Origin of the sequence: Caballeronia catudaia (assembly GCF_001544755.2) — a bacterium.
GTDB classification, from domain to species: Bacteria; Pseudomonadota; Gammaproteobacteria; order Burkholderiales; family Burkholderiaceae; genus Caballeronia; species Caballeronia catudaia.
Window position 1 is genome coordinate 41,214 of sequence record NZ_FCOF02000021.1, and the last position, 26,032, is coordinate 67,245.

The 26,032-nt window shown below is 63.3% G+C and carries 24 protein-coding genes; 5 read left to right on the forward strand and 19 right to left on the reverse strand.

Translation table 11 applies throughout. The annotated features are described in order from the left end of the window. Position 1: 1 nt before the first annotated feature. The 10 genes from ugpE to pilM all read right to left on the reverse strand — a co-directional run bounded on the left by ugpE (position 2) and on the right by pilM (position 10,208). Positions 2-847 carry a sn-glycerol-3-phosphate ABC transporter permease UgpE gene (gene ugpE / locus AWB75_RS21660; protein WP_061126129.1) on the reverse strand — a complete coding sequence of 282 codons (846 nt, stop codon included), beginning with the start codon at positions 845-847 and terminating at the stop codon, positions 2-4. Next, positions 844-1,728, reverse strand: coding sequence for a sn-glycerol-3-phosphate ABC transporter permease UgpA (gene ugpA / locus AWB75_RS21665; RefSeq protein WP_061126130.1), 885 nt, complete (start codon positions 1,726-1,728; stop codon positions 844-846). Before ugpA ends, ugpE begins: the two co-directional genes overlap by 4 nt. 61 nt (positions 1,729-1,789) lie before the next feature. Next, a complete protein-coding gene (gene ugpB, locus AWB75_RS21670; RefSeq protein ID WP_061126131.1) occupies positions 1,790-3,115 on the reverse strand; it encodes a sn-glycerol-3-phosphate ABC transporter substrate-binding protein UgpB in 1,326 nt (441 codons plus the stop codon). 44 nt (positions 3,116-3,159) lie between these two features. Further along, the gene (locus tag AWB75_RS21675) at positions 3,160-4,380 is read right to left on the reverse strand and encodes a deoxyguanosinetriphosphate triphosphohydrolase (RefSeq protein ID WP_061126132.1); all 1,221 of its coding nucleotides are present in this window, start codon (positions 4,378-4,380) and stop codon (positions 3,160-3,162) included. 54 nt (positions 4,381-4,434) lie between these two features. After that, complete coding sequence (gene aroB / locus AWB75_RS21680; RefSeq protein WP_061126171.1) at positions 4,435-5,511, reverse strand: 3-dehydroquinate synthase; 1,077 nt, start codon at positions 5,509-5,511, stop codon at positions 4,435-4,437. A gap of 16 nt (positions 5,512-5,527) precedes the next feature. Beyond that, positions 5,528-6,073, reverse strand: coding sequence for a shikimate kinase (locus AWB75_RS21685; RefSeq protein WP_061126133.1), 546 nt, complete (start codon positions 6,071-6,073; stop codon positions 5,528-5,530). A 94-nt stretch (positions 6,074-6,167) separates the two neighbouring features. Further along, on the reverse strand, positions 6,168-7,676 hold the full coding sequence (locus AWB75_RS21690; protein ID WP_061126134.1) for a type IV pilus secretin PilQ: 1,509 nt from the start codon (positions 7,674-7,676) through the stop codon (positions 6,168-6,170). Beyond that, positions 7,673-8,542, reverse strand: a complete 870-nt coding sequence (gene pilO, locus AWB75_RS21695) for a type 4a pilus biogenesis protein PilO (RefSeq protein WP_061126135.1) — start codon at positions 8,540-8,542, stop codon at positions 7,673-7,675. The genes AWB75_RS21690 and pilO overlap by 4 nt, the downstream gene beginning before the upstream one ends. A gap of 2 nt (positions 8,543-8,544) precedes the next feature. Further along, the gene (locus AWB75_RS21700; protein WP_235012192.1) at positions 8,545-9,198 is read right to left on the reverse strand and encodes a PilN domain-containing protein; all 654 of its coding nucleotides are present in this window, start codon (positions 9,196-9,198) and stop codon (positions 8,545-8,547) included. An 8-nt stretch (positions 9,199-9,206) separates the two neighbouring features. After that, complete coding sequence (pilM, locus tag AWB75_RS21705) at positions 9,207-10,208, reverse strand: type IV pilus biogenesis protein PilM (protein ID WP_061126137.1); 1,002 nt, start codon at positions 10,206-10,208, stop codon at positions 9,207-9,209. A gap of 250 nt (positions 10,209-10,458) precedes the next feature. Here pilM and AWB75_RS21710 point away from each other — a divergent pair, with 250 nt between their 5' ends. Then, positions 10,459-12,867, forward strand: coding sequence for a penicillin-binding protein 1A (locus AWB75_RS21710; RefSeq protein ID WP_061126138.1), 2,409 nt, complete (start codon positions 10,459-10,461; stop codon positions 12,865-12,867). A 75-nt stretch (positions 12,868-12,942) separates the two neighbouring features. Here the strand turns inward: AWB75_RS21710 and cyaY are convergent, their stop codons facing one another. Further along, the gene (gene cyaY / locus AWB75_RS21715; protein ID WP_061126139.1) at positions 12,943-13,260 is read right to left on the reverse strand and encodes an iron donor protein CyaY; all 318 of its coding nucleotides are present in this window, start codon (positions 13,258-13,260) and stop codon (positions 12,943-12,945) included. Between the two features lie 35 nt (positions 13,261-13,295). Here cyaY and lptM point away from each other — a divergent pair, with 35 nt between their 5' ends. Both lptM and lysA read left to right on the forward strand, forming a co-directional pair. Beyond that, positions 13,296-13,604, forward strand: a complete 309-nt coding sequence (gene lptM / locus AWB75_RS21720) for an LPS translocon maturation chaperone LptM (RefSeq protein ID WP_061126140.1) — start codon at positions 13,296-13,298, stop codon at positions 13,602-13,604. Between the two features lie 44 nt (positions 13,605-13,648). Beyond that, complete coding sequence (lysA, locus tag AWB75_RS21725) at positions 13,649-14,911, forward strand: diaminopimelate decarboxylase (RefSeq protein WP_061126141.1); 1,263 nt, start codon at positions 13,649-13,651, stop codon at positions 14,909-14,911. A gap of 61 nt (positions 14,912-14,972) precedes the next feature. On the opposite strand, the gene msrQ is transcribed toward lysA, so the two are convergent. The 5 genes from msrQ to AWB75_RS21750 form a co-directional block, all read right to left on the reverse strand. After that, the gene (gene msrQ, locus AWB75_RS21730; protein ID WP_061126142.1) at positions 14,973-15,617 is read right to left on the reverse strand and encodes a protein-methionine-sulfoxide reductase heme-binding subunit MsrQ; all 645 of its coding nucleotides are present in this window, start codon (positions 15,615-15,617) and stop codon (positions 14,973-14,975) included. A 3-nt stretch (positions 15,618-15,620) separates the two neighbouring features. Next, positions 15,621-16,601, reverse strand: a complete 981-nt coding sequence (msrP, locus tag AWB75_RS21735) for a protein-methionine-sulfoxide reductase catalytic subunit MsrP (RefSeq protein WP_061126143.1) — start codon at positions 16,599-16,601, stop codon at positions 15,621-15,623. A 122-nt stretch (positions 16,602-16,723) separates the two neighbouring features. Beyond that, entirely contained in the window at positions 16,724-17,929 is a 1,206-nt protein-coding gene (ccsB, locus tag AWB75_RS21740) for a c-type cytochrome biogenesis protein CcsB (RefSeq protein ID WP_061126144.1), read from the reverse strand. A gap of 4 nt (positions 17,930-17,933) precedes the next feature. Further along, a complete protein-coding gene (locus AWB75_RS21745) occupies positions 17,934-20,168 on the reverse strand; it encodes a cytochrome c biogenesis protein ResB (RefSeq protein WP_061126145.1) in 2,235 nt (744 codons plus the stop codon). Between the two features lie 173 nt (positions 20,169-20,341). Continuing rightward, positions 20,342-21,004 (reverse strand): c-type cytochrome, encoded by a 663-nt coding sequence (locus tag AWB75_RS21750; protein ID WP_061126172.1) that lies wholly within the window; start codon positions 21,002-21,004, stop codon positions 20,342-20,344. Between the two features lie 362 nt (positions 21,005-21,366). Here AWB75_RS21750 and yihA point away from each other — a divergent pair, with 362 nt between their 5' ends. Continuing rightward, positions 21,367-22,029, forward strand: a complete 663-nt coding sequence (gene yihA / locus AWB75_RS21755) for a ribosome biogenesis GTP-binding protein YihA/YsxC (protein WP_061126146.1) — start codon at positions 21,367-21,369, stop codon at positions 22,027-22,029. 256 nt (positions 22,030-22,285) lie between these two features. Continuing rightward, complete coding sequence (gene hemB, locus AWB75_RS21760) at positions 22,286-23,281, forward strand: porphobilinogen synthase (protein ID WP_061126147.1); 996 nt, start codon at positions 22,286-22,288, stop codon at positions 23,279-23,281. A 38-nt stretch (positions 23,282-23,319) separates the two neighbouring features. Here the strand turns inward: hemB and dsbD are convergent, their stop codons facing one another. The 3 genes from dsbD to rplQ form a co-directional block, all read right to left on the reverse strand. Next, positions 23,320-25,149: a protein-disulfide reductase DsbD gene (gene dsbD / locus AWB75_RS21765; RefSeq protein ID WP_061126148.1), complete on the reverse strand. Its 1,830-nt coding sequence runs from the start codon at positions 25,147-25,149 to the stop codon at positions 23,320-23,322. After that, on the reverse strand, positions 25,142-25,474 hold the full coding sequence (gene cutA / locus AWB75_RS21770) for a divalent-cation tolerance protein CutA (protein ID WP_061126149.1): 333 nt from the start codon (positions 25,472-25,474) through the stop codon (positions 25,142-25,144). Before cutA ends, dsbD begins: the two co-directional genes overlap by 8 nt. A 155-nt stretch (positions 25,475-25,629) precedes the next feature. After that, the gene (gene rplQ, locus AWB75_RS21775; RefSeq protein ID WP_008344047.1) at positions 25,630-26,025 is read right to left on the reverse strand and encodes a 50S ribosomal protein L17; all 396 of its coding nucleotides are present in this window, start codon (positions 26,023-26,025) and stop codon (positions 25,630-25,632) included. Positions 26,026-26,032: the final 7 nt, after the last annotated feature.

Here is a 26,032-nt window from a genome sequence, read left to right on the forward strand (position 1 = left end):
TTTATTTCTCGGAATCGACGAGGCCGCGCACGAACCAGCGCTGCATCGTCAGCACGACGGCGAGCGGCGGCAGCATCGCGAGCAGCGTCGCGGCCATCACGAGATGCCATTCCGTCGCGGTGTCGCCCGACGCGATCATGCTCTTGATGCCGACCACCGCCGTCTGCAGCGACACCTGATTGGTGATGAGGATCGGCCAGAGATACTGGTTCCAGCCGTAGATGAACGTGATGACGAAGAGCGCCGCGATATTCGTCTTCGAGAGCGGCAGCACGACGTCCCAGAAGAAACGCAGCGGCCCCGCCCCGTCGATGCGCGCCGCTTCCATCAGTTCGTCGGGCAGCGTCATGAAGAACTGGCGGAACAGAAACGTCGCGGTTGCGGAGGCGATCAACGGCAGCGTCAGACCGGCATACGTATTCGACAAATGCATCGACGAAACGACTTCGACCGTCGGGAAGATACGCACTTCGACAGGCAGCATCAGCGTGATGAAGATGAGCCAGAACGCGAGGTTCTTCATCGGAAAGCGGAAGAAGACGATGGCATACGCGGAAATGATCGACACCGCGATCTTGCCGATACTGATGACGAGCGCCATCACGAGGCTGTTGAGCAGCATCAGGCCGAACGGAGCCGCCGCGTTGCCGCTGCCGTGCGTCCAGATGTGCGCGATGTTCTCGAAGAGATGCGAACTGGGAATCAGCGAGAGCGGCACGCTGAAGACTTCCTTCGAATTCATCGAGGCCGCGCAAAACGCGACGTACACCGGAAACACGATCATGGCGACGCCGAGCAGCAGCACCGCGTGACAGAAGATATCGAAGCCGCGGCGGTTTTCGATCATGAGTATTGCACCCTGCGCTCGACGAAGCGGAACTGCACGACCGTCAGCGCGACGACGATCACCATCAGCACGACCGACTGCGCGCCCGAGCTGCCGATGTCGAGTCCCTGAAAACCTTCCGCGAAGATCTTGTAGATGAGCGTCTTGGTCGATTGCGCCGGACCGCCGCCGGTCGCGGCATCGATGACGGGGAAGGTATCGAAGAACGCGTACACGAGATTCACGACGAGCAGGAAGAAGCTCGTCGGCGACAGCAACGGCAAAGCGATGCCGAAGAAGCGCCGCACCGGTCCGGCGCCATCGATGGCGGCCGCTTCGATCAGCGATTGCGGAATTGCCTGCAGGCCCGCGTAGAAGAACAGGAAGTTGTAGCTGACCTGCTTCCACACCGACGCGAGCACGACGAGGAACATGGCCTGCGCGCCGTTGAGCGCGTGATTCCAGACGATGCCCTGCTTCGCGAGTGCATACGTCACGAGGCCGATACTCGGATTGAACAGAAACGACCACAGCACCGCGGCGATCGCAGGCGCGACCGCATACGGCCAGATGAGCAGCGTCTGATAAGCCTTGGCGCCGCGCGTCACGCGATCCGCGCACGCGGCGAGCAAGAGCGAGATCACGAGCCCCGACACGGTGACGAGCGCGCAGAAGATCATCGTCGTGCTGAACGACGACAAGTAGAGCGGATCGGCGAACAACTGTTTGAAGTTCGCGAGCCCGACGAACTCGCTCGACGTGCCGAACGCATCCTGGCTCTGCGTGGCCTGCCAGAGCGCTTCGCCCGCGGGCCACAAAAAGAACAGCGCGGTGATCGCGAGTTGAGGCGCGACGAGCAGATACGGCAAGACGCTCGTATCGAAACGAGAGCGTTTTTCCATGCTTGGCTTATCCAGAAGCGCTCGCGCTTTTTCAGCACGGGCGCATGCGCTTAGTTTGCCCTTAGTTGCCGGTCTTTTCGAAGCGGCGCAGCAACTCGTCGCCGCGTTGCACCGATGCATCGAGCGCTTGCTGCGGCGTCTTCTTCTCGGCCCAGACCTGCTCGAGCTCTTCATCGACGATGGTGCGTATCTGCGGCATGTTGCCTAGGCGCAGACCCTTCGTGAACGGCAGCGGCGGCTTGTTCATCATCTGCTTGATGGCGATGTCCGCGCCGGGGTTCTTGTCGTAAAAGCCCTGCTTCTGCGTGAGTTCATACGCGGCCTGCGTGACCGGCAGATAGCCCGTGTCCTGATGCCATTTCGCCGCGACTTCCGGCGTCGACAAGTACGCGAGGAATTTCGCGACGCCCTTGTAGACGGCGGGATCCTTGCCCGACAACACCCACAAGCTCGCGCCGCCGATGATCGCGTTCTGCGGCGCGCCCTTCACGCTCGCGTCGTACGGCATCATGCCGACGCCGTAATCGAACTTCGCGTATTTGGCGATGGTCGCGCGCGAGCCCGACGAGTTCGTGATGATGCCGCAGTCACCGCTATAGAACTTCGACACCGGCTCGTCCTTGCGGCCCACATACGTGAACGTGCCTTCCTTCGCCATGTTCTGCAGGAACTGGATATGCGCGACCTGCAACGGCTTGTTGAATTCGAGCTTGGCGTCGAGGCCGTCGAAGCCGTTGTTCTTCGTCGCGAACGGCGCGGCGTGCCACGCGCTGTAGTTTTCGAGTTGAATCCAGCTCTGCCATCCCGATGAATAACCGCACGAGTAGCCCGCGGCCTTCAGCTTCTTTGCGTCGGCTTCGACATCGGCCCAGGTTTTCGGCGGCTGGTTAGGATCGAGACCGGCCTTCTTGAACGCGTCCTTGTTGTAGTAGAGAACGGGCGTCGAGCTGTTGAACGGCATCGAGATGAGATGGCCGGTCTTCGCGTCGCTGTAATAGCCGGCGATGGTCGGCACGAACGCCTTTTCGTCGAGCGGCACGCCTGCTTGCTTGAACACATCGGAGACGGGAATGACGGCTTTCTTCGCCTGCATCATCGTCGCGGTGCCGACTTCGTAGACCTGCAGGATCGCGGGCGCATTGCCGCTGCGATACGCCGCGATGCCCGCCGCGAGCGTCTGGTCATACGTGCCCTTGAACACGGGGACGATCTTGTAATCGCTCTGCGACTTGTTGAAGTCGGTGGCGATGTCGCTCACGCGCTCGCCGAGCGCGGCTTCCATCGCGTGCCAGAACTGGATTTCCGTCGCGGCGTGTGCGGCCGTGGCGGCGCCGAACATGAGAACGGCAGCCGCCGGGATCGAGCGGAACAAGGGCTTGCAGCTCATCGATGAGTCTCCTTTCGAGGATTCGCGCTTTGAAACGCGCGATCTTAGTTGTTGTCGATGACAAACAGGCGTTGATACTCTTTCAATGCGTAGCGATCCGTCATGCCGGCGATGTAATGCGCGATCAGCCGCGCCTGCGAACTATCGGGGCTCAATGAAGGCGCATCGTTGGCCGATTCCTCCGCCACCGGCAAGCGCGCCTGATACGCGGGCGGCAAGAGACGGGGGTCATCGGTGAAGGCTTCGAAAAGGCCCGTCACGACGCGCTTCGCCTTGTTCGCCATACGCATCACGCGATAGTGCCGGTACAGGTTCTTGAACAGAAAGCGCTTGAGCTGGGCTGCTTGCGCGGCGACTTCATCGCTGTGCGCGACGAGCGACGGCGCATTGCGGATATCGTCGAGCGATTGCGGGGCGACGCGTTCGAGATTGCGGCTCGTCGACTCGATCAGATCGACGATCAGCGTATTGATGATGCGGCGGATCGTTTCGTGAATCAGCCTGCGCCCTTCGATGTTCGGATAATCGGCGCGGGCGGCATCGAAATGCGTGTGCCACAGGCTCACTTCGGAAAGCTGTTCGAGCGTGATGAGGCCGGAGCGCAGGCCGTCGTCGACATCGTGATTGTTGTACGCGATTTCATCCGCGACATTCGCGATCTGCGCTTCGAGCGAAGGCTGCTTGCCGGTTAGAAAGCGCTCGCCGAGATCGCCGAGCTTGCGCGCGTTCTCACGCGAACAATGCTTGAGAATGCCTTCCCGCGTTTCGAAGCACAGGTTCAGGCCGTTGAACGCGCCGTAGTGCTCTTCGAGTTGATCGACCACCGCGAGGCTCTGCAGATTGTGCTCGAAGCCGCCGTGATCGCGCATGCATTCGTGCAGCGCGTCCTGTCCGGCATGGCCGAACGGCGTGTGACCGAGGTCGTGCGCGAGCGAAATGGCTTCGACGAGATCCTCGTTCAGCCGCAGATTGCGCGCCACCGAACGCGCGATCTGCGCGACTTCGAGACTGTGCGTGAGCCGCGTGCGGAAAAGGTCGCCTTCGTGATTGACGAAGACCTGCGTCTTGTATTCGAGCCGGCGAAACGCGGTCGAGTGCACGATGCGGTCGCGGTCGCGCTGGAACTCGGTGCGCGCCGCGGGCGGCGCTTCGGCATATCTGCGCCCGCGCGATTGCAACGAATGCGCGGCGTACGGCGCGAGATGCGCCTCGAGCGCACGCGACAACGGCGCGCCCGGCGGAAGTTGCTGTTCTTTTTCGCTCACCGGCTGCTCCGCTTCGTCGTGGTGCTTCGTCGTATTAGCCGCCGCTCGCGCGGATCAGACGCTGGCTGCGAGCGTCGCGCGCACCGCCTGATCGGGCGCGCTCGTGGTCTCGGTCGCGCCGAAGCGGGTCAGCAGAATGAATTTGATCTCGCCGGCTTCCGCCTTCTTGTCGACTTTCATCAGATCGACATAGCGGTCGTCGCCGAGCTTGGGCGCCGTGACCGGCAGCCTGGCCGCTTCGATCACGCGCACGAGACGCTGGCGCGCGGCTTCGTCGAGCTTGCCGAGGCGCACGGACAGGTCCGCCGCCATCACCATGCCGCAGCCGACCGCCTCGCCGTGCAGCCATTCGCCGTAGCCGAGACCGGCTTCGATCGCATGGCCGAAGGTATGGCCGAAATTGAGAATTGCGCGCTGCCCGCCTTCGCGCTCGTCCGACGCAACCACCGACGCCTTGATCTCGCACGAACGCTTGACCGCGTGCGCGAGGGCGTTTTCGTCCAGACGATTGAGCGCGTCGATGTTCGCTTCGATCCACTCGAAGAAATCGGCATCCTTGATCGCGGCCGTCTTGATGACTTCGGCGATGCCCGCGGCCAGTTCGCGCTCCGGCAAGGTGCGCAGCGCGCCGATATCCGCGATGACCGCTTGCGGCTGATAGAACGCGCCGATCATGTTCTTGCCGAGCGGATGATTGATGCCCGTCTTGCCGCCGACAGACGAATCGACCTGCGAAAGCAGCGTAGTCGGAACCTGGATGAACGGCACGCCGCGCATGTAGCACGCCGCCGCGAAACCGGTCATGTCGCCGACGACGCCGCCGCCGAGCGCGATCAGCGTCGTCTTGCGATCGGCGCGGCCGGTGAGGAGCGCGTCGAAGATCGTGTTGAGCGTTTCCCAGTTCTTGTGCGCCTCGCCGTCGGGCAGGACGACCGTCGTCACTTTCTTGCCGAGCGGTTCGAGCGCCGCGCGCAACTGGTCGCCGTAGAGCGGATCGATGGTGGAGTTCGTGACGATCGCCACGGACGCACCCTTGATATGCGGCGCAAAAAGTTCGGTTCGACCGATCAGGCCCGCACCGATATGAATGGGATAGGCGCGCTCGCCCAGTTCGACGTTGACTATATTCATGGCGGACATGTGATCTTCAGGCCGGTTTGACGACGCCGGCGACCTCCAGTTGCATCAGGACCATGTTCACGAGCGCGTTCACGGTCGGCCGCCCCGTTTCCACGACGAAGTGCGCGCATTCGTGATACAGCGGATCGCGCGTGTGGAAAAGTGCTTCGAGCTTGCCGCGCGGGTCTTCGGTCTGCAACAGCGGGCGATTCTTGTCGCGCCGCGTGCGCTGCCAGAGATCGTGCGGATTCGCGCGCAGATAAATGACGATGCCGCGATTCTTCAGATGTTCGCGGTTCTCGGGACGCAGCACCGCGCCGCCGCCCGTCGCGAGCACGATGCCGTTGCGCTGCGACAGCTCGTCGATGATATTCGCCTCGCGCTGACGAAACCCGTCCTCGCCTTCGAGTTCCCAGATCACCGGAATCCGGGCGCCTGTGCGCGCCTCGATCTCCAGATCCGAATCGATGAACGAGCGCTGCAGACGGCGCGCAACCGCACGGCCCACGGTGGTTTTACCCGCCCCCATGAGTCCGACGAAAAAAATGTTCGCGTTCGCGTGCCCTTCCTGCAACTCGGTTCCCTTCCAGTTCGATGCAATTCGTTCGTGCGGCAGCTTAAGGGCAAACTGCCCGCTTTGTCGAGTCGCGCCGCCCTTCCCGCAGGGCTCAGCCGCCGCTCGCGATCACATGTGGCGTAATCAATATGACCAGTTCGCTTTTCGAGCTGCGCCGCGCGTCGTGACGAAACAGCCAGCCGATCAGCGGCAGCTTCGACAAACCCGGCACGCCGGTCACGTCGTCGCGCTCGTCGTTGGAGTAAATGCCGCCGATCGCGACCGTTCCGCCGTTTTCCACTTCCACGCGCGTCTGAACGTGCTTGGTGTGGATGGCCGGGCCGTTCGCCGTCTGCTCGCCGAGACTGTCCTTCGTGATGTCGAGATCGAGAATGACGTGCCCGTGCGGCGTGATCTGCGGCTCGACCTCCAGTTTGAGCGTTGCGCGCCGAAACTGCACGCCCGACATGCCGTTGCCGACCTTCGCCTGATACGGCACTTCCATGCCCTGCTCGACGACCGACTTCACCCGGTCCGCCGTCACGACGCGCGGACGCGACACGATCTGTCCGCGCCCTTCGGCTTCCAGCGCGCTCACTTCGATGTTGAGCAGCCGCGTGGCCTGCGCGACGAACAAGGTCAGCCCGGCGGTCGCCGCGTCGAAACCGTTGATCGGCCCCGCCGACAAATCGTATACCACACCGTCCTTGCCGCCCGCGAGCCCGGTCGCCGGATCGCTTTGCGGCGCGACGCCCAGCTTGACGCCGAGATTGCGCGACAACCCGGCCTCGCCCTCGACGATCTTCGCCTCGATCATCACCTGTGGCGTCGGCCTGTCGATGAGCGCGATCAGTTCGCCGATCTGCTGGATGCGCGCATCGAGATCGGTGACGAAGAGCAGGTTCGTGCGCGCATCCGCGATGACGGAGCCGCGTTTGGACAGCACGCGCTGATTGCCCGAGCCCGTCAGCATCTTGCCCAGATCGTCCGCACGCGAATAGCGCAGCACGAACGTACGGCTCGCGAGCGGTTCGAGATCCGCGGCACGCGCGTGGGCCTCGAAACGCAGCTTCTCGCGCGCGGCGAGTTCCGCGATCGGCGCGACCCAGATCAGGTTGCCGTGCTGCTCCATCGCGAGGCCGTTGACTTCGAGCAGCGTGTCGAATGCGCGCCGCCACGGCACCGCGACGAGATTCATCGACACCTGTCCGCGCACCTTCTCGCTCGCGACGATGTTCAAGCCGGTGAAACGCGCGAACGCATGCAGCGCGGCGCTCAAATCCGCGTTTTTCAGGTCGAGCGAGATCGGCTTGCCATCGTTGCCGCCGGGCTGGGCGCTGCTCAGGCGTTCAGGCGCTGGCAGCGGAACGGGCGGCCCTTCCAGCGCTTCCGCAGCTTCAGCCGCGGGCTTGCCGGCGTCCGCGCCTTGAGGCGCTGGTTGCGCAGGAGCCGTGTCGACCGTGATCTGATCCGCAGGCTGCACGTCCAGCGATGCGGGAAGCGGCGGCAGCGGCGCGATGAACGCATCGGCGCTTTCGGCGGCCAGCGACACGTGCGCGAGCAACAGCGCCGCCGCGCCCGGCGCGATGTACCTGCGTGAAAGCTGCGCGAACCGGCTCACTTGCGATCCTCCGCGAACATCAGCTTGCGCGCGACGCCGTCGTTGCCTGCGAGCTCGACCGCACGCGGGACGACGCGTCCGAGCCATTCGTCGCCGATCTTCTGCCCCGGCGCGAACGCATCGATGTCGCGGCCGCTTTGCAGCAGCGCCATCGCACGGCGGCGTCCGACGAAGGTGCCGACGAGCAGGATGTCGCCGCCCTGCACGGCCGCATCCGCGTTGCCGAACGGATCCACGACGAACGCGTTCGGGCGCGCCGCCGCGACGGGCGACACCGCGGGCAGCGTTTCGAAGATGCGCAGCGTCGCTTCGACGACGAGCACGCCCGTCTGCCGTCGAATCTGCACGTTTTCGGGAACGACGAGCCGCGGCAGGCCGGCGAGCGCCTCGAGGAAATGTCGAATTTCCGCGAACGTGCCGTCGGCGCGCAGCTTGAGTGCGCGCTCCGGGATCGGCTCGTGCGCCTTCGGATCGCCGCCCTTGATCGCCACGGGTTCGATGCCCGCGACGCGCAGCCCGTTCTGCGCGGCGAGATCGGCAACGGCGCGCAACGCGTCGGCGGCGCTCCAGTGTTCCGGCTCCAGCCGGCCCGACGCCGCCCGCGCACGCAGCGCGGGCAGCTCTGCCGCGATGCGCCCCGTGTCCTGCGCCTTCGCCTGCGCCGCCGCCCATGCGGCGCGGCTCGCTTCGCGCTGGCTCGCGTCGGACATCCGCAACGCTCGCAGCCCCGCGCCGAACACGAGCGCGCCCAACGCCAACGCGACACACGCGGTCCGAAGCCACGACCATTCGTCGGGCGGCTGCATGATGGACTGCGCACCGCGCGATTGCTTCCTCACGGGGAAGTTCATCGGAATCGTGCTCATGGTCAGTTCCCCCGCACGGCCGTCAATACGGGCCGCGCCTGACGCGACGCGGCCTGATCGCGCGAATGATCCGGTGCATAACGCACGAGCGCGACGAATTCGAAATGCGCCGGACGGTTTTCGATCGGCGTCGATGCAGCGCGCTTGCCCGGCGAAACCGAGTCCGCGCGCCGCTTCATCTCGATCACTTCCACCGACTGCACGCCACGCAGCCGCTCCAGCCGCTTGAGCCAAAGCGCTGCCGCCTGCGAATCGGGCGCGAGCGCGGCTAGCTCGACTTCACCCGTTCGCTGCGACACGCGTTGCAGCGCGATGCCGCGCTGCGGCGGCGCCTCCGCCAGCGCTTCGAGCAGCGCCAGGAAGCGCTCGCGTGGCAAAGCCAGCGGCTGCGCGGCGTCGCGCGCGCGACGCCGTTCGGCTTCGGCGCGAAGGAGCCGCGCGTGTTCGTCGATCTGGGCGCCCGATGCGCGCAACGACGTCTCGAGCGCCACGCGCCGCTCATCCAGGCGAATGCGCTCGAACGCATCCCAGCCAGCCACGGCGCCGACGGCCGCGCAACCAGCCAGCGTCACCGCGCCGAGCAACGCGAGCCGCTGACGCCGCATCTCACGGCGCCTGCGGGCGCGATATGGCAGCAGGTTGAATCCTTCTAGCATGGCCGCGTTCATTGCATCACCTCGCGCAATGCAAGTCCGAACGCGACGGCGAAACGCGGCGAATGCCTGTACGCCGACGAAACGCCCGATGCCCCGTTGCAATACGGCGCGGCCTCGAAGGGCAGCGCCGGACAGCCGAAGGTCTTGCCGAGCGCGGGGACCGGAACGCTCGCATGCGCCAGCAATTCGATTTGCCCGCCGACGTAGATGCAATCGAGCGGCGCGTCCTGGCCGACGAGATCGTGAAGCGCCTCGGCGATGCTCCGATGCTCCGGCGCGGGATAGCGCAGTTCGCTTTCGACGCCGCGCGAGCCGACGAGCCAGCCGTGCAAGCCCGTGCTTTCCAGCCAGCAGACGAGATAGCGCGCATCGGCGTCCAGTTCGGTCGAGCCGGCGTGGCGCATCGCGCGCAACGCGGCTGCCGGCTCTCCGTCGATGGCCGACAGCGCGATGCCCGCCTCCGCCGCCGTCTCGACGCGCGCCTCGACATGCCGTCGCGCCGTGGCCGCAATCGCAACCTGCGCCTCGCCGTCCTCGCGCGTCTGCACGGACCAGTCGACCGCCAGTGCGCCGCGCTCGATGCCCGCCGCGCGCTCGGCTTCGGCGAGCACGGCCGGTTCGAGAAAGCCGCGCGGGTCGCCGCCGATGTTGCCCGCGAAGTGATCGTGAACATCGATCAGACGAGCAAGCGGAACCTGAGTCGTGAGCGTCGCCGAGGCGGGCAAACCCATCGCGCAGCGCAGCGCCCGCCATGCGCCGGTTTCCGGCAAGCGCGCGAACGCTTCGCGCAACGCCCTCACGATGGCCGCGCGATCGATGAAATCGCCATCGACCACCGCGCCCGAAGGCAACGCCACCGATTCCAGATGCTCGACGCACACCGACGCGTTCGCGCGCAATCGTCTGCTGACGACGGCGAGCCGCACCGCGTCCTCGCTTACGTCGATGCCCGCCGCATAGCGCCGCGTGACCGTCAGCATCGCGCCGCGCAGCGCTTTTTCCTTGCTCATGACCAACTCCTTCCGTTCAATCGCGCGCCGAACCGTTCGGGCGCCTGATGGGGAAGGATTGTCGCGAGCGTCATCGGCGGCGAACACTCGGCCGAACGGCCAACGCTCGCGATATCCGGATGCTTCCGGACCGGATCGCGCGTATCTTGAAGACAGCGGCAGGCATACGTGACGGCCGCGTGCGCCGCGACCGCTCAGAAATCTCCCAAATCCGGGCGGCTATAATCGCGGGACCGTTTTTGGTGGTGCTATGCAATCCTCTTCCCCGAACAACCCGCCGTCCACGCCGCCCGAAGGGCCCAAGAAAGCCAGGCGCCCGTGGTGGGCGCGGCTTCTCCTCGGCTTTTTCGTCGGCGTATTTGCACTCGTCGTCTGCGCGGGCCTCGTCCTCGGCTACGCGCTCGTCGTCGCAATGCCGAACCTGCCTTCGCTCGAGGCGCTCACCGACTACAAGCCGAAGGTGCCGCTGCGCATCTATACGGCCGATCACCTTCTGATCGGCGAATTCGGCGAGGAACGCCGCAGCGTCGTGCGCATTCAGGACGTGCCCGATCATCTGAAAAAAGCCGTTCTCGCGATCGAAGATGCACGTTTCTACGATCACGGCGGCGTCGATCTCACCGGCATCCTGCGCGCGGGCACGGTCGCGCTGACCAACGGCCACGCATCGCAGGGCGCGAGCACGATCACGATGCAGGTCGCGCGCAACTTCTTCCTGTCGAGCGAAAAGACCTACACGCGCAAGATCTACGAGATGCTGCTCGCCTACAAGATCGAGCGCGCGCTGACGAAGGATCAGATTCTCGAGGTCTATATGAATCAGATCTATCTCGGGCAGCGCGCGTACGGCTTCGCGAGCGCGGCGCGCGTCTATTTCGGCAAGGATCTGAAGGACATTTCGCTCGCCGAAGCCGCGATGCTCGCGGGTCTGCCGAAAGCGCCGTCCGCGTATAACCCGGTCGTCAATCCGAAGCGCGCGAAGGTGCGGCAGGAGTACATCCTGCAACGCATGCACGAGCTGAACTTCATCACGCAGGACCAGTACGAACAGGCCGTGAAGCAGGCGCTCGTCGTGAAGGGACAGGGCCGCGAGTTCAGCGTGCACGCCGAGTACGTCGCGGAAATGGTGCGTCAGATGATGTACGCCCAGTATCGCGAGGAAGCGTACACGCGCGGCCTGAACGTCGTGACGACGATCGATTCCGCCGATCAGGACGCCGCCTATCGCGCGGTGCGCAAGGGTCTGATGGACTATGAGCACCGCCACGGCTATCGCGGGCCGGAAGGCTATATCGACCTGCCGAAAGATGCCGACGACCGCGAGCAGGCCATCGACGACGCGCTCGCCGAGCATCCCGACAACGGCGAGATCGTCGCGGCAGTGGTGACGTCGGCGAATCCGAAGGAAGTGAAGGCGAGCTTCATCGACGGCAACACGGCGACGATCGCCGGCAACGATCTGCGCTTCGTGCAGTTCGCGCTCAGCCCGAAAGCGCAACCGAACGCGCGTATTCGTCCAGGCGCGATCGTGCGGCTCATGAAAGACGACGACGGCAACTGGGTCATCACGCAACTGCCGCAAGTGGAAGGCGCGTTCGTCTCGATGGTTCCGCAGGACGGCGCGATCCGCGCGCTCGTCGGCGGCTTCGACTTCAACAAGAACAAGTTCAATCACGTGACGCAGGCCTGGCGCCAGCCGGGATCGAGCTTCAAACCCTTCATCTATTCGGCATCGCTCGAAAAGGGTTTGTCGCCCGCGACCATCATCAACGACGGCCCGCTCTTCTTCAGCGCCGCCGAGACCGGCGGCCAGGCGTGGGAGCCGAAGAATTACGGCGGCGGCTTCGACGGCCCGATGAGCATGCGCTCCGCGCTGCAGCGCTCGAAGAACATGGTGTCGATCCGCATCCTGAGTCATATCGGCACGAAATACGCGCAGCAGTACATCACGCGTTTCGGCTTCGATGCGGATCGTCATCCCGCCTATCTGCCGATGGCGCTCGGCGCGGGCCTCGTCACGCCGCTGCAGATGGCGGCGGGCTACGCGGTGTTCGCGAACGGCGGATATCGCGTGAATCCGTATCTGATCGCGGATATCACCGATCCGTACGGGCGCGTCGTATCGCATCCGCAACCGCTCGTCGCGCAGCAGAGCGCGCCGCTCGCGATCACACCGCGCAACGCGTTCGTGATGAACAGCCTGTTGCAGAGCGTGGCGCAGCACGGCACGGGCGCGAAGACGAACCAGCTGAAGCGCGGCGATCTCGCCGGCAAGACCGGCACGACGAACGATTCGCGCGACGCGTGGTTCGCCGGCTATCAGCGCACGCTCGTGGCGATCGCGTGGATCGGCTACGACAATCCGCGCAGCCTCGGCGACAAGGAAACGGGCGGCGGTCTCGCGCTGCCGGTGTGGATGGATTACATGGGCCGTGCGCTCAAGGGCGTGCCCGAGTACAAGCCGCTGATGCCGCCCGATATCACGTCGCTCGGCAACGAACTGTACTTCGACGACATGACGCCGGGCCACGGCTTCGTCGCAACGATCGGCGTCAGTCAGGCGCCGCCGCAGGAAGGCGTAGCCGGCGTGACGGCGCCCGCGCCGGAAGTCGGAGAACAGGAAAAGCAGGACATCATGAATCTGTTCAAGGGGCAGTGAGCGCGGCGTTTGCGCTCTTGCACAATTCGAAGCGAACGGGTCGAAAGACCCGTTCGCTTTTTTTTATGCCTTGAATTACGCCTTGAAGCGGACCGGCTCGCCGGCCTGCTCGGTCGAATACCTGGTCAGCGTGGCGAAGAATTCGCTGTTGTCGCGCGTATCGCGCCACGCGCCGTCGACGTATTTGTAGTGGAATCCGCCCGCCTTCGCCGCGAGCCAGATCTCGTGCTTCGGCGGCTGCAGATTGATGATCACCTTCGTGCGATTCTCGAATTCCAGCGTGAGCACATTGCCGCTGCGCTCGAATTCGATATCGGCCTCGGCTGCGTCCACCGAGCGCTCGATGGCCGTCAGCGCGGCCTCCGCCAGCGTCAGGTATTCCTGGTCTGTCATGCTAAACTCCATCGATTAAACGTATAAGGACGGTCATGCGAGTCGTTTTCAGGATGAGCGCGATTGTAGCGGCTTTGGCCTTGACCGCCGCTGCCGCTCTCTCGCTCGGCGGTTGTGGGCAACGCGGTCCGCTTTATCTGCCGACAGTCCCGCCGCTGCCGCAACGTCCCAACGATCTCCAGAATACGCCGCCTTCGAATGTCACTCCGGGCAGCGAAACGGCATCGCGCGCGGGCAGCGTTCCGGACACGTCGGGAGAGCCGCTGACGCTCTCGCCGGAGACCGGACTGAACGCCGCACCCAACGCTGCATCTGCGCCGAAAGCCGCATCGTCCGCTTACTGATCCGCAAGTCTTAACGCCTTCCTTGGCGCAACTCGATTCCACGCATGAGTGATCCCGCATTCCATTACGTCGACGGCGTGCTGCACGCCGAAGGCGTCTCCGCCGTGTCGCTCGCGGAACAGTTCGGCACGCCGCTCTACGTCTATTCGCGCGACGCGCTCTCACGCGCCTATCACGCATACGCCGATGCCTGCGCCGGCCGCAAGGCAACCGTGCATGTCGCGGTGAAGGCGAACAGCAATCTCGCCGTGCTCAACGTGTTCGCGCGCATCGGCGCGGGCTTCGACATCGTGTCGTCGGGCGAGCTCGCACGCGTGCTCGCGGCGGGCGGCAAAGCCGAAAACACCGTGTTTTCCGGCGTCGGCAAGACGGCTGCGGAAATGCGCGAGGCGCTCGAAGCAGGCGTGAAGTGCTTCAACGTCGAATCGATTCCCGAGCTGCACGCGCTGAACGAAGTGGCGAAGTCGCTCGGCAAGAAAGCGCCCGTGTCGCTGCGCGTGAATCCGGACGTCGATGCGAAAACGCATCCTTATATTTCCACCGGCCTGAAGTCGAACAAATTCGGCGTCGCGTTCAGCGATGCGCGCGCAACATACCGCGAAGCGCATGCGATGCCCAATCTCGATGTCGTCGGCATCGATTGCCATATCGGCTCGCAAATCACCGAAATCAGCCCGTATCTCGATGCGGTCGACAAGCTGCTGGAGCTCGTCGAGCAGATCGAAGCCGACGGCATGCGCATTCGCCACGTTGACGTTGGCGGCGGGCTCGGCATCACCTACGACGACGAAACGCCGCCCGATATCGGCGTGTTCGTGAAGACGCTGCTCGATCACATCGAGAAGCGCGGCCACGGCCAGCGCGAAGTGTATTTCGAGCCGGGGCGCTCGCTGGTCGGCAATGCGGGCGTGCTGCTCACACGCGTCGAGTTCCTGAAGCCGGGCGAGGAAAAGAACTTCGCCATCGTCGATGCCGCGATGAACGACCTCGCGCGCCCCGCGATGTACGAGGCGTTTCATCGCATCGTCCCGGTCGAGAAGCGCAACGCGAAGGCGCACAAGTACGACGTCGTCGGTCCAGTGTGCGAAAGCGGCGACTGGCTCGGACGCGATCGCGATCTGGCCATCGAACCGGGCGACCTGCTCGCGATCTGCTCCGCCGGCGCCTACGGCTTCGTGATGAGCTCGAACTACAACACGCGTCCGCGCGCCGCCGAGATCATGGTCGATGGCGAACGCGCGCGTCTCGTGCGCGAGCGCGAGACGGTTGCGCAGTTGTTCGCCGGGGAATCGATTCTGCCGGACTGACGTTTCGCGCTTCGATGAAACAAGCGACGCTCGCAAGACGTCGCTTTTTTTATGCGCTGGTTCATGCGCGTCTGGTTCGCCCTCGAAGCCACGCGACCACGCGCCAGCCGAGCAGCACGATCACGATCGAACCATAAATCTTCGGCAGTTCGAAATCGTGCTTGCCCGCCTTCATCCACCAGAAATGCAGGATGGCGAGTGCGGCGATCAGGTAGATCGCGCGATGCAAGGTCTGCCAGCGACGCCCGAGCTTGCGGACCATCGCCTTGGGCGACGTGACGGCGAGCGGAATCAGCAACACGAACGCCGTGAAGCCCACCGTGATGAACGGCCGCTTGCCGATGTCCTTCACCATCTCGGCGACATCGAACCATTTGTCGAACCAGATGTACGTCGTGAAATGCAGCACGGCGAAGAAGAACGCGAAGAGTCCGATCATCCGGCGAAAGCGCGCGAGCGCCGTCACGCCGGTCAGGCGTCGCACGGGCGTGATCGCGAGCGTGACGCACAGATAGACCAGCGTCCAGAGCCCGGTCGAGCGCGTGATGAACTCGATCGGATTCGCGCCCAATCCGCCATTCGCGCCGAGAAAGATCAGACGCGCGAGCGGAAACAGCATCGCGATGAACACGGCGACTTTCACCGGAACGATCCATCGCGGTCCCGTCGCGACGCGCGTGCTTTTGATCTGAGATGCGGACGACATCGTTCAGAAATTCTTCTTCAGATCCATGCCCTGATACAGCGACGCGACCTGATCGCCGTAGCCATTGAACATGAGCGTCTTGCGTTTCGGCGTGAAGAAACCGTCCTCGCCGATGCGCCGCTCCGTCGCCTGACTCCAGCGCGGATGATCGACATTCGGATTCACGTTCGAATAGAAGCCGTATTCGCTCGGCGCGTACAGGTTCCAGCTCGTCGGCGGCTGCTTTTCGACGAAGCGGATTTTCACGAGCGACTTCGCGCTCTTGAAGCCGTACTTCCACGGCACGACGACGCGCACCGGCGCGCCGTTCTGATTCGGCAGGACTTCGCCATACAGCCCGACCGTCAGCAGCGTAAGCGGGTTCATCGCCTCGTCCATGCGCAGGCCTTCGGAATACGGCCACTCGAGGATCGGCGTCGAGAGGCCCGGCATCTGCGAAGCATCCGCGAGCGTGATGAACTGCACGTACTTCGCGTTGCCCGTCGGCTCGGCACGCCTGATGAGCTCGGACAAGGACACGCCGATCCACGGAATCACCATCGACCAGCCTTCGACGCAGCGCAGCCGGTACACGCGTTCTTCGAGCGGCGCGAGCTTGAGAAGATCGCCGATGTCGTAGACCTTCGGATTCTTGATCGCGCCTTCGACGGAAACCTTCCACGGCCGCGGACGCAATGCGCCAGCATGCTCGGCGGGATCGCCCTTGTCGGTGCCGAATTCGTAGAAGTTGTTGTAGGTCGTGATGTCCTTGAGCGACGTGGCCTTGTCGAGCGCGACGAACTTCGGATTGGTCGTCGCGGCCAGCTTCTGGCCTTTCGCATCGGGCGATGTCATCGTCGCGTGCGCGAGGCCCGTCGCGCTCAGCATGCCCATCGCGCCGATCGAGCGCAGCATGAGCCGACGGTTCTCGAACACGTCGCGCGGCGTGATTTCATGGCCCGCGATGTCATCGCCATAGAGATGGCGATTTCGTCTGATCCACATGAAGCGTTGCTCCTTCTTTCATATACGGACAAACAGCAGATTGAATGCCCGTATTCCATCGCCTGACGAAAAAAAACCGCCAGCGCGACGCATAGCGGTTTTCTCCCGTTCGATGCAGCCGATCAAAGCTTGCCGTAACTATGCAAGCCCGACAGAAACATGTTCACGCCGAGGAACGCGAAAGTCGTCACGATCAAGCCGGTGAGCGCCCACCACGCAGCCGCCGCGCCGCGCAAACCCTTCATCAGGCGCATGTGCAGCCACGCCGCGTAATTCAGCCACACGATCAGCGCCCACGTTTCCTTCGGGTCCCAGCTCCAGTAACCGCCCCACGCTTCCGCGGCCCACAGCGCGCCGAGAATGGTCGCGATGGTGAAGAACGCGAAGCCGACAGCGATCGACTTGTACATGACGTCGTCGAGCACTTCGAGCGACGGCAGACGGTCCGCCATGAACCCGCGCTGTTTCCCGAGATACGCGACGGAAACCATCGCCGAAAGCGCGAAGCTGCCGTAGCCGATGAAGTTCGCCGGCACGTGGATCTTCATCCACCAGCTTTGCAGCGCGGGCACGAGCGGCTGAATCTGCTGCGCGTCGCGGGCGATCGAGTACCACATCAGGAAGCCGACCGCCGCGCTGATGACGAGCAGCACGAACGCGCCCATCGCTCGCGTCGAGTAATGCTGCTCGTAGTAGAGATAGAACAGCGACGTGATCAGGCAGAACAGCACGAAGACTTCGTAGAGATTCGAAATCGGAATATGGCCGACGTCCGTGCCGATCATGTACGACTCGTACCAGCGCACCATCAGGCCGGTGAAGCCCATCAGCACCGCGACCCACGTCATGCGCGAGCCAATCGCGCCGCCGGTCTGCGAGCGCGTCACGAGGCCGATCCAGTAGAAGAGTGTCGCGAGGATGAAGAGCGCGCTCATCCACAGAATCGCGGACTGGCTGGACAGGAAGTATTTGAGGAAGAAATTGGTGTCGGCGCGCGCGAGATCGTGCTGATAAAGCTGGATCGACGACAGCGCGAGCACCGCGATCATCGCGATCAGAAGGCGCACCGGTTTCCAGCGCCAGCCGAGCACGACGAACGTCGGCACCGCGCCGATCAGCACAGCCATGTCGTACACGTCCATGTACGCGTGATAGCGATTGAGCGCGAAGCCCGCGCCCGCGACCATCGCGAGGGCGAAGAGCCAGTCGACCGGCGTCAGGCGGCGTAGAAACGGACGGTCGTCGAACGCGGCGACATCGGGCAATCCGCCCTGCGCCGGACGTTCCGTCTTGGCGGGTGCGTGAGAGGAGGTTTGAGAAAGGTCCATGATCTTACCGTGTCGAAACTTCCGAGCCCGTGGCTTCGGATTGCGTTTGCGCCGAGGATGCGCCTGAGGTCGCGGACGGATCAGCCGGTTCGGCCAGCTTCACGCCGAGCGCCGCCGCAATCTGCGCGCGTGTGCGTACGAATTCCTTCTCGAAATCGAACGTGCGGCGCGCGGTGGACATCGCCATCAGCACGCTCGCGCCGCCCCGCTCCGAATCCTTGAGCCAGAACCAGAGCCGGCGTTCGCGCACGTAAAACATCGCGAAAATACCGACCACCAGCAGAAGGCTGCCAAGATACACCAGATTTTTACCCGGCGCGCGCGTCAACTGGAATACCGAAGCTTGCACCTGCTTGAAGTTGTCCAGTTGCAGGAAGACCGGCGAACCGTACAGAAAGCTGTCGGAAAGCGCGTTGATGGACGACTGCACGAACGCGGAGTTCTTTTCATCCACTTTAGCTTCCGGAAGACCGTTTTGCTCTCGGGAAATCTGCCATACGTCCCACATCGCGCCTTCGAGCATGCGCATCAGCAAACCCGCCGCCTTTTCCTGCTCGCCCTTCGGCACCGATTTGTCGATGAACATCGCGATGCCCTGGAAGCCGCCATTCATCTGAGCATTCGCGATGGGCTTGCCGGTTTCGTCGACGCCCGCGAAGAGATTCAGCACGCGGATCGCGCTTTCTTCCAGATGCTTTTGCAACTCGGCGTTTTCCGCCGGCACCGAACGCAGTGCAAACCGATGCGCGGCTTCCGCGCGCGTGGCCGGCGTGGCGAGCGCGGCGCGCAAATCCATCCATTGCCTGACGGTGCCTTGTTCGTCGGCGGGGATGCGCAGATAGCGGAACGAATCGTTCGGGCTCACGCGCATGCCGGCGAGGAACATGCGCTGGCCGCTGACATCGACCGGGAGCATGTAGTTGCTGTACTCGCGCGCCTGGCCGTCCGTGCCGCGCACCTTGTATTGCACCGACGGTCCGATATTGCGCAGATCGGTCGGCTTCGATGTTTTCGCCCCGGAGCCGAGACGCTCGTCGAACGCGTCGCGCAGCGTTTCCTTCTTGCCGACGCCGCGCGCATCCGGCGTACCGCTGCCATCAGTCATGTTTTCGACGTTGATTGCGCGGAAATCGGTGAATTCGACGGTTTCCCCCTGCGCGCCCGTGAACTGCGTGCCGATGGGCGCCGTGCCGCCGATCGTGCCGCTGAAGGGCGCAGCCTTCGCGCTGCCGCCGGTCATCGGCCAGGCGGTCATGTCGAGCTTCGAGCCGCCATCCTGAAAACTCGATTGATAGATCGAGATGCCGTCGTATGTGAACGGCTTGTTGACCTCGACGCGCGCCGGAATACGCTTGCCCGCCTTGTGATCGATCACGACGATGTCGCTCGCGAAGAGCTTTGGCATGCCGGTCGAGTAGTAATCGACGATGAACTTGTTCAACTGAATCGAGAACGGCAGGTCCTGGATGATCGAGCCGTCCTGCTGGTTCAGAATCGCGGTGCCGACAAACTGGCCTTCGGGCACCCACGCGTAGCCGCGGAACGTCGGGTTCGACGTCGAGAGCCGATGCTCAGGCGGAATGTCATTGATGACGGCGTTGCTGCTCACCGGCGTCTTGTTGAACATCCACATCTGCAGTTTGATGGGCAGATTGCTGTCGAGTAGCCCGCCGATACAGATCACCACGATCGCGACGTGCGCCGAGATATAGCCGATCTTCGTCATTGCGCCGCGCTTGCCCGCGATGAGCGTCGCGCCGTTGTCGGTCTGGCGCGTGACGGTGCGATAACCCATCTTCGCGGCAAGGCGCTCGAGCGTTGCGGCCGTTTGCGACCGGTTCGTCGCAACCGTGAACTCGCCCTTGTGATGAAACGCGCGCAGGCCGCCTTCATGCACGCGATCCTTCCAGCTCTTGATATCCGCGATCATCTTCGGGCTGTTGCGGATGACGCACAGCGACACCGAAATCACGAGGAAAATCAGGATCAGCATGAACCACCACGCGCTGTACACGTTGTAGAGGCTCACGCCGCGGAAGATGTCCGCCCAGAACGGGCCGAACTGGTTCACGTAGTTAGGATACGGATCCTCTTGCGTGAGCACCGTGCCGATGATGCTCGCGATCGCCAGAATGACCAGCAATGCGATGGCGAAGCGCATCGAACTGACGAGCTCGATGAAATGCCTGACGGCGCGGCGGCTCGACTTCGACTGCAAACCCGATGTGGTGACGCTCATTCAAACTCCGGCTGGACAGCAAAAAAGGGTGGAGACGCTGGCGGTCTGATCGACCGACGTCCCACCCTTTTCTTGTTTTTGCGCCGGTCTTCTCGGATGTTCCCGGGACCGGCTTCGTAGTATGGGCGATTCCCGCATTCGACGCCGGAAACCGCTAGACGCTGACTGCTGCGTTAGTGCAACCCGGCGATGTAATCCGCCACCGCCTTCATCTCCGCTTCGTTCATGCGGGAAGAGACGGCGTGCATCGGCTCGCTGTTGGCGCGTTGTCCCGATGCGAAGGCGTTCAACTGCGCCACCGTGTAATCGCCCCACTGCCACGACAGCCGCGGATACTGCACCGGAATGCCCATGCCCGTTGCGCCGTGGCAGGCGGCGCACGCCGGCACGCCCTTGTCCGCGATGCCGCCGCGATAAATCTTCTGGCCTAGCGCGACGTCGTTCTTGTCGCGCGCGTAGCCCTGTTTGGTCTTCTGCGACGCGAAATACGCCGCGACATTCACCATGTCCTGATCCGACAGCGCGCCCGCGATGCCCGCCATGATCGGATTGTTGCGCGCCGGCGCCTTCGCGCCCGGCTGCGTCTTGTAATCCTTCAACTGCTTGACGATGTACTCGGCGTGCTGACCCGCCAGTTTCGGGAATGCCGCGCCGGCGCTGTTGCCGTCCGCTGCGTGACACGCCGCGCACACCTGAGTCGCGATGGCCTGCCCTCTTGCCACATCCGGTTTGGCCGGTTGCGCGGGCTCCGCCGCGTTCACTGTTACTGATACCGCTGTTACACCGAAAGCCGCCGCTGCCCGAATCACCACCAGAGACCTGTACAGTCGGATCATTCGCGTACCCTGTTTTTCGTCTTGTGAGAATGTGAGGTTCTGCAAAAAACGACGGCGATCGAACATCGCCGCAAGATACCCTGACCTTCTGAACGAAGAGGCCCAAAATATGCCTCTGAAAACTGTCTCGTCCCTGTCGATCAGAGTTGCCGCTTTAGCGGCTTACTCTGATCCCATGCAGAGCAGTGGTGCCGCCTGCGGCTTGGGTCTTGCGTGCCCGCGCTGATCTTTAAAAATCCGTCGTATTGTACAATAACCCGCTACACGCAAAGACGCCAGTCGGGGCATGCCCAGTATCTGCCGGGTTCTCAAGGCTTCAGGTTTCGCAGCGCTTTCCGCAGTTCTTCCGATTGGGCCCGCCCATGTCATTCCTGCTTCACCAGTCCCGCTTCTTCACCACAGTCAACCATCTGCGCGATCTGCCGCCCACGCCGCAGCCCGAAATCGCTTTCGGCGGGCGCTCGAACGCGGGAAAATCGACGGCGATCAACATCCTCTGCAATCAGAAACGGCTTGCTTTCGCGAGCAAGACGCCGGGCCGCACGCAGCACATCAACTACTTCTCGGTCGGGCCGCAGGACGAGCCGGTCGGCTATCTCGTCGATCTTCCGGGCTACGGTTACGCCGAAGTCCCGGGCGCCGCGAAAGAGCATTGGCAACGGCTGCTCTCCACGTATCTGCAAAGCCGCGCGCAACTTCGCGGCATGATCCTGATGATGGATTCGCGCCGGCCCTTGACCGACCTCGATCGCATCATGATCGACTGGTTCGCGCCGACCGGTAAGCCGATCCACACGCTGCTCACCAAATGCGACAAATTGACGCGACAGGAGATGACCAACGCCTTGCGCGCGACGAAGAAATCCTTCGCGGAATACAAGGACGCGGGCTATCGCGGCGAGTTGACCGTTCAGCTCTTTTCCGCGCTCAAGCGCACGGGCATCGACGAAGCGCACGAACTGATCGAAAGCTGGCTAATGCCCGGCGAAGCGGGCGGGAACGTGCAGGAAAACATTACGGAGTGAGTCGTTGCGCCGGGTCTCCGGCATAAAAAAACCCGCCGCATGACGGCGGGTTAACAGCCTAATCGAATATCGACAGGCACCCGCTCAGGGAGGAGAAGCGGGGAGTCCGGCGGCAAGCGCCTCGCTCGATCGGAATGATATACCATTGTCTCAAAACGGTTTCAGACACAGCCAAGTGCTTGTTCGGCAAGGCTTTATGCGTTTCGGAAGCCGTTTTCGACGTCCCCTGGAAGACCACTCAAATCCGAGTCAAGACATGAGCTTCTATCCTCACCATCGCCCGCGCCGCATGCGCCGCGATGACTTCTCTCGCCGTCTGATGCGCGAAAACATCCTCACCACGAACGACCTCATTTATCCGGTGTTCATCGTCGAAGGGACGAATGTGCGCCAGAGCGTGCCGTCGATGCCCGGCGTCGAGCGCACATCGGTCGATCTGCTGATGAAGGTCGCCGAGCAATGCGTCGAACTCGGCGTGCCGGTGATTTCGCTGTTTCCGGCGATCGAACCGTCGCTCAAAACGCCCGATGGCCGTGAGGCGACCAATCCCGAAGGTCTGATTCCGCGCGCGGTGCGCGAGTTGAAGAAGAACTTCCCGATGCTCGGCGTGCTTACCGACGTGGCGCTCGATCCGTACACGAGCCACGGCCAGGACGGCGTGCTCGACGAAGATGGCTACGTGAAGAACGACGAAACGAGCGAGATCCTCGTCGAGCAGGCGCGCACGCAGGCCGAAGCGGGCGTGGATATCGTCGCGCCGTCGGACATGATGGACGGGCGCATCGGCGCGATCCGCGAGATGCTCGAAAGCGAAAGCCATATTCACACGCGCATCATGGCATACGCGGCGAAGTACGCGTCAGCGTTTTATGGCCCGTTCCGCGATGCCGTCGGCTCGGCCGCGAATCTCGGCAAGAGCAACAAGATGACGTATCAGATGGACCCGGCCAACTCCGATGAAGCGATGCGCGAAGTGCGCATGGACATCGAGGAAGGGGCGGACATGGTAATGGTCAAGCCGGGCATGCCTTATCTGGATATCGTGCGTCGCGTGAAAGACGAGTTCCGCTTCCCGACGTATGCGTATCAGGTGAGCGGCGAGTACGCGATGATCAAGGCTGCCGCGCAAAACGGCTGGATCGACCACGACAAGGTCATGATGGAAGCGCTGCTCGCGTTCAAGCGCGCGGGCGCGGATGGCGTGCTGACGTACTTCGCGCTGGATGCCGCGCGGATTCTGCGGGCTTCCTGAGTCGGTTCGAAAGCGATGCTTCAGGGCATCGCTCTTTTTTATCCGTTCGAAGGGCCGACTCTGTCGAGGCTCTTCAGAAACGTATCGGCCGATTCATAGCCGACCACGCGCGCCACCTCGTTGCCCTGCGCATCGAAGAAGATGATGCCCGGCGGGCCGAACAGCCTGAAGCGCTTGAGAAGCGCCTGATCGTCGGCGTTGTTGGCGGTCACGTCGGCGCGCAAGAGACTGAGTTGCGCGAGGCGGGCTTGCACGCGGCTATCGGCGAACGTCAGCTTCTCCATCTCCTTGCAGGATACGCACCAGTCGGCGTAGAAGTCGAGCATCGCGGGACGCGCGGCGGCTTTGACCGCCGAATCCAGTTCCGCCGATGAGCGCACCCGCGCGAATGTCGGTCCCTCGTTCTGTGCAGTGGCAGCTTGCGATCCGCCGCGCGCGGACAGCAACGCGAGCGGACGCAGCGGATCGGTCGAACCCGCGGCCAGCCCGACGAGCAATGTCGCCGCCCAGACCGCGAACGCGGCGCCGATTCCGCGTGCGACGCGCTTCCACATGCCGATCGGCTGAGCCGCGCCCGACGAGAACAAACCAAGCGATGCCGCCGCGATCAACAGCCACAACGCCGCGAGCAACATCTGCGCGACGCCGCCGATGACCGGCCACACGATCCACAGCGCCGCCGCAAGCAGGATCACGCCGAAGAACACCTTCACGCCGTCCATCCACGCGCCGGCGCGCGGCAGCACCGAGCCCGCACCCAATCCGATGACGAGCAGCGGCACGCCGAGCCCGATGCCCATTGCAAAGAGCGCTGCTCCGCCGAGAACGGCATTACCGGTATGCGCGATGAACGCGAGCACCGCAAAAAGCGGCGCGGTCATGCACGCACCGACGACGAGCGCGGAAAGCGCCCCCATCACCGCGACTGCCGCGAACTTGCCGCCGCTGCGCTTTTGCGACACCTCGTTGACACCGCTTTGCCAGCGCTCGGGCAACGCGATATCGGCACCCGAAACGAGCGTGATGGCGAACGCCGCCAGCAGAACGCCGAACGCGCCGAGCACCCATGGATTCTGCAGCCATGCGCCGAGGCTCTGTCCGATCAGCGCCGCCGCGATTCCGAGCGCGGTGTACACGAGCGCCATGCCGATCACGTAGGACACCGACAACGCGAATCCGCGCGTGCGTGTCACGCGTGCGCCCTCCCCGACGATGATCGCGGAAAGAATCGGGATCATCGGATAAGAGCACGGCAAAAGGCTCAATACCATGCCCGCCAGGAAATACAGTCCGACGACGGTGAAGAATCCACCGCCTTCGAGCATCGATTGCGCGTAATCCGCGCTCGTCACCCGTTCGAACCAGGGACCTTGCGATTCGTGCGCCGGCGCACTGGGTGCGGCTCCCGCCGGTTGAAGCGCCTCGCCGCGCACGCGGTACGTTTTCTCCATCGGCGGATAGCAGATGCCGCCATCCGCACAGCCTTGCGACGTCACGGCGAGCTGGAACGGCCCACTGGCCTTCGTCACTGGAATGCGGATGAGCAACTCGCCGCGATAGGTTTCCACGTCCTTGTTGAACGTCTGATCGAAGTGCACTTTCCCCGCCGGCAACTGCGCGGCGCCGATGGTGGCGTCGCCGCTCTTCACCGCGAACGCAAAACGCTCGCGATACATGTAGTAGCCGTCGGCGATCTTGTAGCGCACGTCCACTTCGCCGGGCTTTTCGGTGGCGCTGAATTTGAACGCGACGTCGGGATCGAGGAAATCGTCGGCTGCGCGCGCGGCGCCCGACAGCAGCGCGAACGCCGTCAGAAACAAAAATGCGCCGAAGAATCGTCGCGCGACGAGACGAGAAAGCTCAAACATGAAGAGGGCGCTGCGTTTCTGCGTTGACCCACTGACCGTAGCCAGGCGATGCGTCCACCTGCCAGACGAGCATTTCGGGTGTTTCATAGGGATGCCGAGCCTCGACGAAACGCTGCAACTCCTCGCAGCGCGCGACGCTCGTCTTGAACAGCAACTGCACTTCCTGAGACGACTCCAGCGCCCCTTTCCAGTGATACCGCGATGACACCGCGCCCAGCTTCGTCACGCACGCGGCCAGCCGCGCTTCAAGCGACGCCTGCGCGAGCGCATCCGCTGCTGCGGCGTCGGGCAGCGTGGACAGCATCAAGACGACGGGGATGTTCACTCGGTACTCCAGAAAAGCGCGACAGGCTAGGTCCATATCGTAGCATCGGCGGCTGGCACGCACTTTTACGCCTCGGCGCGCTGAAACGTCGCAGTCACAAAGCAAAAAGGCCAAGCTTCGAGCCTGGCCTTTCTGCTAACAACTTAAATCGGAATTTATTCCGCTTCTTGAACTTCTTCCGTCTCTTCGACTTCCGGGCGATCCATGAGCTGGACCAGCGCCATCGGAGCGTTGTCGCCGACGCGGAAGCCGAACTTCAGGATGCTCAGGTAGCCACCCGGACGGTTCGCGTAGCGCGGGCCGAGGACGTCGAACAGCTTCGCGACGGAATCACGATCGCGCAGGCGGTTGAAGGCCAGACGACGGTTCGCGAGCGACGGCTTCTTGCCCAGCGTGATGAGGGGCTCGACAACCTTGCGCAGTTCCTTGGCCTTCGGCAGCGTCGTCTTGATGACTTCGTGCTCGATGAGCGAATTCGACATATTGCGGAGCATTGCCAGACGATGGCTGCTCGTGCGGTTCAGTTTCCGCAGACCATGCTTATGACGCATTTTTCAG

Bases quoted from the DNA above. Each gene is read 5' to 3' on its own strand.
- AWB75_RS21750 (WP_061126172.1), bottom strand. From the start codon at position 21,004: ATGATCCGACTGTACAGGTCTCTGGTGGTGATTCGGGCAGCGGCGGCT.
- ccsB (WP_061126144.1), bottom strand. From the start codon at position 17,929: ATGGACCTTTCTCAAACCTCCTCTCACGCACCCGCCAAGACGGAACGT.
- msrP (WP_061126143.1), bottom strand. From the start codon at position 16,601: ATGTGGATCAGACGAAATCGCCATCTCTATGGCGATGACATCGCGGGC.
- msrQ (WP_061126142.1), bottom strand. From the start codon at position 15,617: ATGTCGTCCGCATCTCAGATCAAAAGCACGCGCGTCGCGACGGGACCG.
- ugpE (WP_061126129.1), bottom strand. From the start codon at position 847: ATGATCGAAAACCGCCGCGGCTTCGATATCTTCTGTCACGCGGTGCTG.
- AWB75_RS21710 (WP_061126138.1), top strand. From the start codon at position 10,459: ATGCAATCCTCTTCCCCGAACAACCCGCCGTCCACGCCGCCCGAAGGG.
- dsbD (WP_061126148.1), bottom strand. From the start codon at position 25,149: ATGTTTGAGCTTTCTCGTCTCGTCGCGCGACGATTCTTCGGCGCATTT.
- pilM (WP_061126137.1), bottom strand. From the start codon at position 10,208: ATGAGCAAGGAAAAAGCGCTGCGCGGCGCGATGCTGACGGTCACGCGG.
- ugpA (WP_061126130.1), bottom strand. From the start codon at position 1,728: ATGGAAAAACGCTCTCGTTTCGATACGAGCGTCTTGCCGTATCTGCTC.
- aroB (WP_061126171.1), bottom strand. From the start codon at position 5,511: ATGAATATAGTCAACGTCGAACTGGGCGAGCGCGCCTATCCCATTCAT.
- ugpB (WP_061126131.1), bottom strand. From the start codon at position 3,115: ATGAGCTGCAAGCCCTTGTTCCGCTCGATCCCGGCGGCTGCCGTTCTC.
- lysA (WP_061126141.1), top strand. From the start codon at position 13,649: ATGAGTGATCCCGCATTCCATTACGTCGACGGCGTGCTGCACGCCGAA.
- yihA (WP_061126146.1), top strand. From the start codon at position 21,367: ATGTCATTCCTGCTTCACCAGTCCCGCTTCTTCACCACAGTCAACCAT.
- cyaY (WP_061126139.1), bottom strand. From the start codon at position 13,260: ATGACAGACCAGGAATACCTGACGCTGGCGGAGGCCGCGCTGACGGCC.
- lptM (WP_061126140.1), top strand. From the start codon at position 13,296: ATGCGAGTCGTTTTCAGGATGAGCGCGATTGTAGCGGCTTTGGCCTTG.
- rplQ (WP_008344047.1), bottom strand. From the start codon at position 26,025: ATGCGTCATAAGCATGGTCTGCGGAAACTGAACCGCACGAGCAGCCAT.
- AWB75_RS21700 (WP_235012192.1), bottom strand. From the start codon at position 9,198: ATGCTAGAAGGATTCAACCTGCTGCCATATCGCGCCCGCAGGCGCCGT.
- hemB (WP_061126147.1), top strand. From the start codon at position 22,286: ATGAGCTTCTATCCTCACCATCGCCCGCGCCGCATGCGCCGCGATGAC.
- pilO (WP_061126135.1), bottom strand. From the start codon at position 8,542: ATGAGCACGATTCCGATGAACTTCCCCGTGAGGAAGCAATCGCGCGGT.
- AWB75_RS21745 (WP_061126145.1), bottom strand. From the start codon at position 20,168: ATGAGCGTCACCACATCGGGTTTGCAGTCGAAGTCGAGCCGCCGCGCC.